The sequence below is a fragment of the uncultured Amnibacterium sp. genome, from assembly GCF_964244015.1.
GTDB lineage: Bacteria > Actinomycetota > Actinomycetes > Actinomycetales > Microbacteriaceae > Amnibacterium.
Genome location: NZ_CAXTHO010000095.1, coordinates 1 through 11767 on the forward strand (window position 1 = coordinate 1; position 11767 = coordinate 11767).

Below are 11767 nucleotides of genomic sequence, written 5' to 3' on the forward strand. Positions count from 1 at the left end.
GTCCGAGAGGGCGAAGCTGAACCCGCCCGGCTGGTGCAGCGCCACGTCGATGCCCGCATCCGCCTGGAGGAGCCGCGCGAGGCTCGGCCAGAGCCGGGCCGAGTTCTGGGTCCAGGCGGCGTACTCGGGCATGCCCGCACCCTTCGACTGCACCCAGACGAGGGCGAAGTTCCCGCGCGAGGCGCGGTAGGCGATGTCGCCCTCGTCGAGCATCACGACCCGCGCACCGCCGCGTGCGAGACCGTAGGCGACGGCGGAGCCGACGAGCCCGCCGCCGATGACGACGACGTCCGGCTCGGACGCGGGAGTTGGCATCGGCATCATCCCTTGCTCGTGCCCAAGAAGAGGCGGTCGAGCCCGAACAGCCGGTCCTGGACACCCTGCAGCAGCAGGGTCGGGGCGCGCATGCCGGACAGCACGGTCGAGGGCGAGGACCGCTGCAGCAGCGCGAGGTCCGCGGCGGTCGGCGAGCCGCCGGTGACGAGGCGCCGGTACAGGTCGCAGAACGCGGTCGTGAACCGCCCGCAGGCGTTCGCCGACCCGGTGATGCCCGCGCCGAACAGGCGGGCCGACCAGCCGACCTTGAAGTCCCGGAGCGGGCTGCTCGCGCCGCCCGAGACCGTGCCGGCCGATGGCGGCGCGAGCGCGCTCGCGAGGTCGTTCCAGGTGATCGCGGCCACCACCGTGTCGATACGCGGGTCGGTCGCGCCGAGCATCAGCGCGAGCGCGCCGCCGTACGAGCCCCCGACGACGCCGACGACCGGGTCGCTGCCCCGTCGCTCGACCGCACGGTCGGCCGCCAGCACATCGACCATCGCCCGGGCGTCCGGCACCTCGCCGTCGAGGGAGTCGAGCCCGATCCGCCCTCCGGAGGCGCCGAACCCTCGCGCCGTGTAGGCGAGGACGACGTAGCCCTCCCCCTGCAGCCGGCGCGCCTCGGGATCCAGGTCCGCCTTCGTCTGCCCGAAGCCGTGCGCGAGCAGCACCGCGGGCGCCGGGGTGGCCGCAGGCGTGTAGAGCGTGGCGTCGAGGCGGATCGAGCTGCCGGAGCCCGGCGACTCGGGCACGGTGACGAGGAACGACCTGCTGGAGGGCGTGGCGGCGGACGCTGGGGCCGACCCGAGCAGCACCAGCAGGCCGACGACGAGCGATACGGCGATCGCGCTGCGCAGTCGCCTCATCCGGTGATGGTCGCCGCCGCCGCTGACAGTGCCTCCCAGGCGCGTGCCTCCCAGGACCGGGTCACGCGATGTGCGTCATGCTCGCACCCATGTACGAGGCGCGGGACGACCGGTACGACGGATCCATGCGGTACCGGCGCAGCGGACGGTCCGGGCTCGATCTGCCGATGCTCTCGATCGGGTTCTGGCAGAACTTCGGCGACGACCGGCCCTTCGCGACGCAGCGGGCGATCGTGCTCCGGGCCTTCGATCTCGGCATCACGCACCTCGACCTCGCGAACAACTACGGGCCGCCCTTCGGCTCCTCCGAGACGAACGTCGGCCGGCTGCTCGCGACCGACCTGCGGCCCTACCGGGACGAGCTCGTGATCTCGACGAAGGCGGGCTGGGACATGTGGCCCGGCCCGTACGGGCAGGGTGGCGGCGGCCGCAAGTACGTGCTCGCGTCGCTCGACCAGTCGCTCGGACGCCTGGGGCTCGACTACGTCGACATCCTCTACTCGCACCGCTTCGACCCCACGACCCCGCTGGAGGAGACCGCGGAGGCGCTCGCGACCGCGGTCCGTCAGGGCAAGGCGCTGTACGTCGGCATCTCGTCGTACACGGCGGACGACTCGCGCACGATGGCGCAGCTGCTGCGCGCCCGGGGCGTGCCGCTGCTGATCCACCAGCCGTCGTACTCGATGCTGAACCGCTGGATCGAGACGGAGGGGCTGCTCGACGCCGCCGCCGACGAGGGTTTCGGCGTCATCGGATTCACCGCGCTCGCGCAGGGGCTGCTCACCGCGCGGTACCTCGACGGCGTCCCGGAGGGATCGCGAGCGGCGCAGGGTGGCTCCTTCGACCGGTCCTGGCTCACCGACGATCTGCTGGGCCGGCTCCGCGCGCTGAACGTGCTCGCGGCGGACCGCGGCCAGACCCTCGCGCAGCTGGCGCTCGCGTGGGCGCTCCGCGACGAGCGCGTCACGAGCCTCGTGATCGGGGCGTCGTCGGTCGACCAGCTGGAGCAGAACGTCGGTGCGCTCGCCGCGCCTCCACTGTCCGCCGACGAGCTGGTGCAAATCGATGCGCTGCTCTCCGCCGACACCGGCGTCGACCTGTGGCGGACGGCGCGCCTGGGCCAGCTGTAGTCCGCCGCGCAGTCCGACCACCGTGTGGACTCGCGACTCGGACGTACCCTTCGCCCCGCCCCTCCGTCGATCGAGGTGCGAGCGAAGCGAGCCTCGAGCGCACCCGGAGCCGATGGGCCTCGGGGACGACGCCGAGAAGAGCGCGGGTCGTGCCCCGCTCCGGGACAGTCGCGGCGCGGCGCGCACGGGCACCTGTCGCTCAGCGGCGCGATCGCGGTGCGGAGGGCGTCGCACGGCCTGCGCGGAACCGCTCGGGTTAGCGTCGGCGGATGGTGATCGGGGGTGTCATCGCGGCGCTGGTCGGCGCGGTCGTGCTGGCGCTCGGGGCGCAGTTCCAGGGCCGGGGGGTCAGGTCGATCGACCGGTCGGACGACGGCAGCGGTGGGTTCGGGCTGCGCCGCGTCCTCCGGCTGTTCACGAGCGGCGGGTGGTTGCTCGGATCGGGCTTCCTGACCCTCTCGGTCCTGCTGCAGCTCGTCGCGCTGCTGCTGGCGCCGCTGCCGGTCGTGCAGCCGCTCGGTGTGCTCTCGCTGGTCATCGCCGCGCTGCTGAACCGCCGCCTCTCGCACGCCAGGATCCAGCGGCGCGGCGCGCTCGGCATCGCGATCTGCATCGTCGGGACCGCGGCGTTCGTCATCACCGCAGCGCTGGCGACGAGATCCGAGACCGCCGAGCCGCCCGTCGTGATCCCGGTGCTCGTACTGGCCGGCTTCGTGCTGCTGGTGCTGTCCGTCGGCTACGCGACGCTGCGAGACCGGGTACCGGCCGTCGCGTTCGCCGTCGCGGGCGGGATCTGCTTCGGCTTCGTCGTCACGCTGATGAAGATCGTGCTGGACCGCTGCAGCGCTGCGATCCAGCACGGCGGGCTGATCGGGCCCTCGACACCGTTCACGATCCTGGTGCTCGTTGCGGCCGGCCTCGTCGGACTCGGCGGCATCTCGCTCGTGCAGCGTGCCTACGCCTCCGGCTCCGCCGACCTCGTCGTCGCGGCGCTGACCGTCGTCGATCCCTTCGTGGCGGTGAGCCTCGGCATCGGCCTGCTCGGTCAGGCGCGGTCCGCGCCGCTCTGGAGCTTCCCCGCATTCGCTCTCGCCGAGGTCGTCGCGGTCCTCGGCGTCGCGCTGATGGCACGGAACCCGCCGGTACCGGCCGAGGCCGCGGAGGGGTGAGCCGCGCCCGGCGATCCCGCGGCGGTGCGCGCCAGGATCGACGCGGGCGGAGCGGATCGCGGGCGCCGGTTCTCGACCTGCATCCGCGGCCATCCACCGTAAACTGGGACGGTCGACCGCCAGGACGGCGGAGAGGGTCGGCATGCCCGCCGAGGCCACAGCACGCGTGCCGGAGCGCACCCGTTCCGTCGTCCGCTCCGCGGTGAGCGGGGTGGGGGCGGGCGTCGGGCGGCTCCGGGCCGAACGGGTGGTGCCGGCCGCGACGCTGCTCGCGGCGATCGCGCTCGTGCTCGTCGAGACGCCGCTGACCGCCGCCCCACTCGTCCCCCTCCCGCTCGCCTTCGCCATCGTGATCGTGCACGCGGGGGCGGTGCCGGCCGCGCTGCGCATCCCGAACGTGGCGGCGCCGCTGTCGCTCGCCGCCGCGCTGGTCCTGCAGTGGCTGACCGCCGACACGGACTCGATGCTCTGGCCGTGGTCGCCCGTCCTGATCGTCACGCAGTGCCTCGTGCTCGGCGCGGTCGCCTCCCGCACGACCCTCCCGACCGCGCTGGTGCACTGGCTGACCGCGGTCGTGCTCTCGGCGACGCTGTCGGCGGTGCTGCGCCCCGAGAGCGGCGACGAGACCTCCGTCGACATCGCCGTGTTCGGCAGCATCTCGGTAGCCCTGATCGTCGTCGCGCTCGTGGTCACGCAGTGGCGGCGCGTGCGGAGCCAGCTGCTGCGCGAACGACGGCTCGCCGCGGAGGAGACCGGGCGGCTCCTCGTCGCGGAGGAGCGCGGCCGGATCGCGCGCGAGCTGCACGACGTCGTCGCGCACAGCCTCTCCATCATCACCGTGCAGTCCTCGACGGCGCGGTTCCGGCACCCGGACTTCAGCGAGGAGGCCGCGTCGGAGTTCGACCGCATCGCCGCCCAGTCCCGTGAGGCGCTCGACGAGATGCGCGGACTGCTCCGGGTGCTGCGCGGCTCGGAGGAGAACGCCGAGCGCAGGCCGCAGCCGGGCCTGCTCGACATCTCCGAGCTCATCGCCCAGGCGAGCACCGCCGGGACCACGATCACGTTCGAGCATCCGACCGGCGCGTGGACCGCCGGGGTCGGTCCGGTGACCGCGCTGACCGCGTTCCGCATCGTGCAGGAGGCGACGAGCAACGCCCTCCGGCACGCGGCCGGCTCGGTCATCGACGTCGTCATCTCGAGGGCCGACGAGAACATCGTCGTCGATGTCGCGAACACCGCGCCGCCCTCCCCCGTCGAGCGCTCCGCCTCGGCCGGCTCGGGCCACGGGCTCGTCGGGATGCGCGAACGTGCCGCGACGGTCGGCGGATCGGTGCGCTTCGGGCCGACGGAGGATGCCGGGTTCCGGGTGCACGCCGTGCTGCCCGCGCATCCCGCGGTCGGAGCGACGGCGTGAGCGTCCGGGTGCTGGTGGTCGACGACCAGGCGATGGTCCGCGCGGGATTCGCCGCGCTGCTCGACGCGCAGCCCGACATCGAGGTCGTGGGGCAGGCAGCCGACGGCGACGAGGCGATCCGGATCGCGACCGAGACCCGGCCCGACGTGGTGCTGATGGACGTGCGGATGCCGGTGCTCGACGGCATCGAGGCGACGAAGGCGCTGCTCGCGCCGGACCGGCCGAAGCCGCTGCCGAAGATCGTGGTGCTGACCACCTTCGACGTCGACGACTACGTGCTCGACGCGCTGCGCGCCGGGGCGAGCGGGTTCATGCTGAAGGACGCGCTGCCCGCCGACCTCGTCGACGGCGTGCGGGTGGTGGCGCGGGGCGACGGGCTGCTGGCGCCGAGCGTGACCCGACGGCTGATCGAACGGTTCGCGGCGCAGCCCGCCGGACGCTCCGACGCGGGTGCTGACCTGGGTGTGCTCACCGATCGGGAGCGGGAGGTGCTGCGGGAAATCGCGCACGGGCGCAGCAACCGCGAGATCGCCACCGCGCTCTTCATCGCGGAGCAGACGGTGAAGAGCCACGTCAGCCGCGTGTTCACGAAGCTCGGCCTCCGCGACCGCGCCCAGGCCGTGGTCGTCGCCTACGAGTCCGGCCTGGTCGTCCCTCGAGACTGACCCCGGAGCGCTTCAGCAGGACTGAGGCGCATCAGCAGGACACGAACGCGTGTTCCGACCTGCTGTCGGTGCTGAGTCCTGCTGTCGCGCTCCCGGGAACGCGAAAGGCCCGGAGCCGAAGCCCCGGGCCCTCCGGAGGTCTGATGGAGACCCCGCGGTCGCGCAGCGCCTTCGATCCGCACGCGGATCGAAGGCGATCAGCTCAGAGCGCGCGGATGTTCGCGGCCTGCGGGCCGCGGTCGCCCTGCGCGATGTCGAACTCGACCTTCTGGTTCTCCTCGAGGTTGCGGAACCCCTTGCCCTGGATGGCGGAGAAGTGCGCGAACAGGTCGGCGCCTCCGTCATCGGGGGCGATGAAGCCGAAGCCCTTGTCGCCGTTGAACCACTTCACGGTTCCGGTTGCCATATGTGTCTCGTCTCTGCCTCGAATCGTTCGACCCGGAGGTCCCGGATCGGCGCCACGCTGAACACACGCGTTCGAGATCGCCGGCGTCTGCCGTCGGAGTCAAGCCACCTGCTACAACACAACTGCCCCTTCACGCTAGCGGAGGGTGCGACGCTTCGCCACGGGGAATTCCGCGCCGATCTCCGGTGTGTTCGGCCGGCGACCTGCGGCGGTCAGGCCCGCGTGGAGGCGGAGGGCGTGCAGCGCTGCGCCGAGCGCCGGGCCGTGCACCGGTGCGTCGAGTCGGAAGCCGCCGCCGAGCGATGCGCTGAACGCGGCGAGCACCGGCGGGGCGGCGAACATGCCGCCCGAGTACGAGGTCGGGACGGCCACGTCCTGCGGCACCTCCAGCGCCTCCCGGACCGCGTGGACGAGGGCCGCGAGCTCACGGCCCGCCTCCGCCACGATCGCCTCGGCTGCGACGTCGCCCGCCTCCGCCGCCCCGACGACGATCCGGGAGAGCGCGGCGATCCTGGTGCGGTCCCCCGCCCAGTCGCCGACGACCGTGCCGATGACGTCGAGGTCCGTCGGCGCACCGACGGCCTCCCGGATCCGGTCGTGCAGCGGCCCGCGGACCTGCCGGCCGTCGCTCATCCTGGCGAAGGCCTGCAGACCGCGGATCGCGACCCAGTACCCGGAGCCCTCGTCGCCGAAGAGCTCGCTCCAGCCGCCCGCCCGGGCGGAGCGGCCGCCCCACCTCCCGTACGCGATCGAGCCGGTGCCCGCGACGAGGTTGATCCCGTCCGCGCCGTCCAGCGAGCCGGCCCACCCGGCGATCACGTCGTTGCCGACCGTGTACCGGTCGTGGCCGAGCACCTCGCCGGGCACCCGGTCGAGCACCGGCAGGTCACGCGCCGACTCCCCGTAGCCGGGCAGCGCGATGAACGCGTGGTCGATCGCCGCCGGATCGACCCCCGTCGCCGCGAGACCGTCGCGCAGCACCCGCCGGATCAGCGCCTCGTCCGCCGGGAACGAGTAGAGCGTCGGCCCGGTCGCGTCGGCGATCGTGCGGCCGTCCTCGTCGATCAGCACGAATGCGGTCGTCGTGCCGCCGCCGTCGACGCCGAGGAAGGCCGCCACGGGTCAGTGCGATTCGAGGGGATGGATCGTGACGCCCTGCACCACGCGGTTCACGGCCCCGCTCGGGAACGGGTCGTCGGTCGCGACGCCGGCCCGAGCGGAGGCGGTCAGCGCGAGCAGCTGGCCGACCAGGACGAAGGGCACGGCGAGCCACGCGTCGTCGAGCCCGTCGAGCCCGGTCAGCACCCAGTCCGTCGTGCCCTCTCCCGTCGGACCCCCTCCGGTGGCCCGCACCGTGAGCACGGCATCGTCGCCGACGGCCCCGCGCAGCTCGCGCACGATGTCGTCGTCGTACCGCGCCGTGAAGGGATCGGCCGAGGCGTAGACGACGACCGACGTGGTCTCGTCGAGGACCGCTTTCGGCCCGTGGCGGAACCCCAGCGCCGAGTCGAAGTAGGTGTCGATACCGCCCGCGGTGAGCTCGAGGACCTTCAGCGCCGACTCCCTGGCGATGCCCGCGAGCGGCCCGCTGCCGAGGAACACGAGTCGCCGCGGCGACCTGGCCGCGAACACCTCGGCCCGGTCGCGGGCGTCGAGCACCTGCCGACCGGCCTCCGCCACGGCCTCGACCGCGGCCGGATCGTCGCCGAGCAGCACGAGCAGCACCGACAGCAGCATGGAGGTGAAGCTCGAGGTCATCGCGAAGCCCTCGTCGTTCGAGCGCGCGGGGGTGAGCAGTACGAGCGACTGCGTCTCGCCCGCGTGTGCGCGGGCGAGCCGCCCCTCCGGCGCGCAGGTGATGACGAGGTGGTGCACCCGGGTCAGGACCTGGTCCGCGATCTCGGTCGCGGCGAGGCTCTCGGGGCTGTCACCCGACCGGGCGAAGGAGACCAGCAGCGTCGGCACGTCCTCCGCGAGACGGCCGCGCGGGTCCGAGACGAGGTCCGTCGTCGCGACGGCCTCCACCCTCCGGTGCAGCCGGCGTGCGAGCGCGGGTGCCGCGACCTCGCCGACGAAGGCCGAGCTGCCCGCGCCGGTGAGCACGATGCGCAGGTCCGGCTCGGCCAGCAGCGGCTCGAGGAACGCGGTGAGCTCGGCACGGCGGTCGGCGACGATCCCGGCCGCCTCCCGCCACACCTCCGGTTGCCGGCTGAGCTCCCGCTCTGTGGCGGTGCCGGCTCCTGGCCTGGATCTCGGGTCGCTCATCGGTTCGTTCCAATCGTGCGGCAGGCCGCGGAGTAGGGGCGCAGCGCGTCGCGCACGCGGTCGAGCAGCAGCTCGCGCGGATCGGCCGTCACGTCGCCGCGGCGGAGGCGCGCGTACTGCAGGGGAAGGTACTGGCTGATCAGCGGCTCGGGGATACCGGTCGCGCCGAGGTTCGTGAGGAGGCGATCGACCGCGGCCTCGATGGCCGGGGCGGGCAGGAAGTAGCGGAGGCGGTCGCTGTAGCTGAACCGGCGCGCGATGCGCTGCTCGCGCTCGTCGCCCTCGTAGTACCGGTTCCAGCGGTCGGGATCGGCGAGCATCGTCGCCTCGATCACCGCGAGCAGGTCCGAGCGCTCCCCCTCCTGCACCAGCTGGTCCTCGATCGCGGCGAGCGCGAACAGCCCCTCGCGGAGCGCGAAGGTGAGCCCGGGCCCGACCTTCAGCACCGCCCAGTGGTCGTCGACGAGCTCGGTGAGCCGCTCGGTCAGCTGGTAGTCGGTGGAGTGCGCCTCGAACACCATGTCGGGCTCGTTGTCGAGCACGCGCTGCAGGTCGGCAGTGCGGGACGGGTCGTAGTCGACGACCCGTACGTGGTCGAACTCGACGCCGGGCTGCACGACGAGCGCCATGATCCGCGGCCAGGCGGCCTCCACGCCCGCGGCGCGGAACGCCTCCCGGTGCGCCTCGATCGTCGCTCGCGCCGCGGCCGGCGAGGTCGGCGCGAGCGCGTCGATCGTCTCGTGCGCGCCGCCCGGCACCGGCACCTCCGTGCCGATCACGTATCGGATCGCTGCTCCGTCCGGCGCGGCTTCCTCCGCGGCGGCGAGGAGGCGGGCGGCTCGCCGCGCGACGACGCCGTCCGAGAGCGGCGTCTCGTCGCCGGCGAGCGGCATCGAGCAGTCGAGGTGGAGCTTCGCGTACCCCGCGGCGGCGTAGGCGCGGACCAGGTCCTCCGCCTTCGCCATCGCCTGCTCCTCCTGCTCCCCCTGCCAGGTGTTCGGCCCGAGGTGGTCGCCGCCGAGCACGACCAGGTCGCGCGGGAAGCCCTCCCCGTCCGCGATCCGGTGCACGAGGTCGCGGAAGTCCGCCGGCCGCATGCCGGTGTAGCCGCCGAACTGGTCGACCTGGTTCGAGGTCGCCTCCACGAGCAGGACACCCCCGTCGGCGGCGGCCTGCCGCATGGCGGCGGCCAGCACGAGCGGGTGGGCCGAGCAGATCGACGTGACGCCGACCGCCGTGCCGGACTTGTGGGCGCGGAGCAGGTCGCCGAGGTGGTCCGTCATACCGGGCGGATCCGTTCGATGGTCATGCGCTCATCGTGCTGGGTCCCCGCCGTGCGGACAACTTGGGGCGGAGCGGCCGCCGCCCGTCAGCCCGCAGCGAGCAGGTCGCCCGCCAGCAGCGCGGCGCCGAGCGCACCGGCGGACGAGCCGTGCTCCGCGGCGACGAGCGCGGGGTGCGGAAGCTCCCCGAGCCGAGCTGCGAACGCGTGCCGGAGCGGCGCGAACAACGCCTCCCCGGCCAGCGCGAGTCCGCCACCGACCACGACCGTCGCGGGGCCGGAGACCGCGACCGCCCACGCCAGCACCTCCGCGACCGCCTCGACGGTCTCGTCCCACGCGGCGGCGGCGCGTGCGTCCCCCGCGATGCTCGCCGCGAGCACCGTGGCGGCGTCCGGCGCGCCGAACCGCGCGGCGAGTCCGCCGGCGGAGGCGACCTGCTCGACCCGCAGGCCGGCGTGCGGGCCGGACGGGTACCGCAGCTGGCCCACCTCCCCCGCCCACCCGTTGCCCGCCGGCCGGCCGGAGGCATCCACGAGCGCGAGCGCCAACCCCGTCCCGAGCGGCGCGAACAGGAGGGCCCCGTCCCGCCCTGCTCCCGCACCCGTCCGCCACTCCGCGACGCCGCCGGCCCGGACATCGTGCGTCAGCGTCGTGGGCCGCCCCGAGCGCTCCGACACGAGTGCCCGGAGGGGGACGTCGCGCCAGCCGAGGTTGACCGAGTGCCGAGCGATCCCGGCCTCGTCGTCGACGATGCCGGGCACCGCGAGACCGATCGCGGACACCGGGAGATCGGCGGCCAGCCCCGCGATCACATCGGCCGTGCGCTCCCCCGTTCCATCATCACGTGGCGTCGGGACGGTCGGCCCCGCGGCGCCGGCCCACCACGTCTTGATCGCGGTACCGCCGACATCGACACCGAGCACGTCCGTCTGCACGGGTCCAGCATCCCGGACGTTCTCTGACCGCCGCTCGCCGGCCGCCCGCGCGTCCGCCGGTCCGGCTGATCGCGCTCGGCGGCCCGTCGTGAGGCCGGTGATGAGGACGCCCGCGAGCGGCAGCAGTCAGCTCCTCCGGGACGATCGTTGCTCGGCCCAGCATTCGAACGCCGTTCAGCGCTTCCAAATCGATTCAGCGCTTCCGAATCAATGCTGAGCAGCCGCGGCTACCGTGCGACCGTGCACGAGGACGGAGAGCTGCTGGCCGGCGGCAACGCGAGTGGGATCGTCCTTCGGATCGGGATGACGGTCCGGAAGCCGTGGACTGCGGCGACCGGCGACGTCGTGGAATTCATGGAGTCCGTCCGGTCCGCAGGGGTCGACCTTCCCGCGCCGCTCGGACGAGACGAGGCCGGCAGACAGGTTCTCGAGTTCGTACCCGGGGAACTCGCGCTGCACGCCCCTGAGCTGACCCTGACTCAGCTGTCCCGCGTGGGCGGCATGATCCGGGCGATCCATGACGCGAGCGAGGCGTTCCGTCCGTCGAGCGATGTGCGGTGGCAGACCACGATCCCGTCGCCAGGCGATGACCTGATCTGCCACAACGACCTCGCGCCGTGGAATCTCATCCTCGGCGACAGGTGGGTATTCATCGACTGGGACGCCGCTGGTCCGAGTACCCGCCTCTGGGACTTGGCGTACGCAGCGCAGGCCTTCACACTGCAGGATCCGGCGCGACCAGCCGAGTACGCGGCCGCGCGGCTGCGCGCGTTCGTCCACGGCTACCGAGCAGACAGCAGCATGCGCGACGCGCTTCCCCAAGTCATGCTCGAGCGGGCAGATGCGATGGTCCACCTGCTGAAGTCGTCGCACGACAACGGACGTGAGCCCTGGGCCTCCATGCACCGGGACGGCCATGGAAGTCACTGGGCTGCAGTGGCCCGGTACACCGATCGCCATCAGAGCTCATGGAGGCGCGCGCTCTCGATCGACGCCCCGGTCGAACCGACCTCGCGCTGAGTAGGACGGTTCGGAGGGCCCGAAGCGCCGTCCCCCTCGTCTCGCACGCGTGATCAGGAGGGACGGGAGTTAATGGCTTCGGAGTGCTGGTGTCTCGGCGGTCGTGGTGTGGAATATGTGTTCGGCCGGGCAGCTTCGGAGCTGAGGATGTACTCGAACTGATGTCTGAGGGGTGTGGTGTGATGCGGGTATGTCGGAACCCACTGATCACGGCGGTACCCCACCGCCTCCCCCACCTGTTCACCCGTTTGCTGCGTTGGATGCGCGGGAGGAGTTCTTCACCGGGACGCTGCAGCACG

The 11767-nt window shown here is 73.0% G+C and carries 13 protein-coding genes; 5 read left to right on the forward strand and 8 right to left on the reverse strand.

Translation table 11 applies throughout. From position 1 onward, the window contains the following. A partial coding sequence (locus ACFE67_RS11005; protein WP_375406922.1) for an FAD-dependent oxidoreductase occupies positions 1–315 on the reverse strand: 315 nt, incomplete at its 3' end. A gap of 5 nt (positions 316–320) precedes the next feature. Then, positions 321–1181, reverse strand: a complete 861-nt coding sequence (locus tag ACFE67_RS11010; protein WP_375406923.1) for an alpha/beta hydrolase — start codon at positions 1179–1181, stop codon at positions 321–323. A gap of 77 nt (positions 1182–1258) precedes the next feature. Between ACFE67_RS11010 and mgrA the strand changes: the two genes are divergently transcribed. The 4 genes from mgrA (at position 1259) to ACFE67_RS11030 (ending at position 5559) form a co-directional block, all read left to right on the forward strand. Continuing rightward, positions 1259–2311, forward strand: a complete 1053-nt coding sequence (gene mgrA, locus ACFE67_RS11015; protein WP_375406924.1) for an L-glyceraldehyde 3-phosphate reductase — start codon at positions 1259–1261, stop codon at positions 2309–2311. 269 nt (positions 2312–2580) lie between these two features. Then, positions 2581–3480, forward strand: a complete 900-nt coding sequence (locus ACFE67_RS11020; protein WP_375406925.1) for a DMT family transporter — start codon at positions 2581–2583, stop codon at positions 3478–3480. 142 nt (positions 3481–3622) lie between these two features. Next, positions 3623–4894 carry a sensor histidine kinase gene (locus ACFE67_RS11025; RefSeq protein WP_375406926.1) on the forward strand — a complete coding sequence of 424 codons (1272 nt, stop codon included), beginning with the start codon at positions 3623–3625 and terminating at the stop codon, positions 4892–4894. After that, complete coding sequence (locus ACFE67_RS11030) at positions 4891–5559, forward strand: response regulator (RefSeq protein ID WP_375406927.1); 669 nt, start codon at positions 4891–4893, stop codon at positions 5557–5559. The genes ACFE67_RS11025 and ACFE67_RS11030 overlap by 4 nt, the downstream gene beginning before the upstream one ends. Before the next feature lie 202 nt (positions 5560–5761). On the opposite strand, the gene ACFE67_RS11035 is transcribed toward ACFE67_RS11030, so the two are convergent. The 6 genes from ACFE67_RS11035 to ACFE67_RS11060 all read right to left on the reverse strand — a co-directional run bounded on the left by ACFE67_RS11035 (position 5762) and on the right by ACFE67_RS11060 (position 10907). Continuing rightward, positions 5762–5965: a cold-shock protein gene (locus ACFE67_RS11035; RefSeq protein WP_375406928.1), complete on the reverse strand. Its 204-nt coding sequence runs from the start codon at positions 5963–5965 to the stop codon at positions 5762–5764. 135 nt (positions 5966–6100) lie between these two features. Then, positions 6101–7084 (reverse strand): BadF/BadG/BcrA/BcrD ATPase family protein, encoded by a 984-nt coding sequence (locus ACFE67_RS11040; RefSeq protein ID WP_375406929.1) that lies wholly within the window; start codon positions 7082–7084, stop codon positions 6101–6103. 3 nt (positions 7085–7087) lie between these two features. After that, a complete protein-coding gene (locus tag ACFE67_RS11045; protein WP_375406930.1) occupies positions 7088–8230 on the reverse strand; it encodes an SIS domain-containing protein in 1143 nt (380 codons plus the stop codon). Then, positions 8227–9513 carry a D-tagatose-bisphosphate aldolase, class II, non-catalytic subunit gene (locus ACFE67_RS11050; protein WP_375406931.1) on the reverse strand — a complete coding sequence of 429 codons (1287 nt, stop codon included), beginning with the start codon at positions 9511–9513 and terminating at the stop codon, positions 8227–8229. The genes ACFE67_RS11045 and ACFE67_RS11050 overlap by 4 nt, the downstream gene beginning before the upstream one ends. 86 nt (positions 9514–9599) lie before the next feature. After that, positions 9600–10448 (reverse strand): ROK family protein, encoded by an 849-nt coding sequence (locus tag ACFE67_RS11055; protein ID WP_375406932.1) that lies wholly within the window; start codon positions 10446–10448, stop codon positions 9600–9602. A 207-nt stretch (positions 10449–10655) separates the two neighbouring features. Then, positions 10656–10907, reverse strand: a complete 252-nt coding sequence (locus ACFE67_RS11060; RefSeq protein ID WP_375406933.1) for a hypothetical protein — start codon at positions 10905–10907, stop codon at positions 10656–10658. 42 nt (positions 10908–10949) lie between these two features. Here ACFE67_RS11060 and ACFE67_RS11065 point away from each other — a divergent pair, with 42 nt between their 5' ends. After that, on the forward strand, positions 10950–11468 hold the full coding sequence (locus tag ACFE67_RS11065; protein ID WP_375406934.1) for a phosphotransferase: 519 nt from the start codon (positions 10950–10952) through the stop codon (positions 11466–11468). Positions 11469–11767 lie beyond the last annotated feature (299 nt).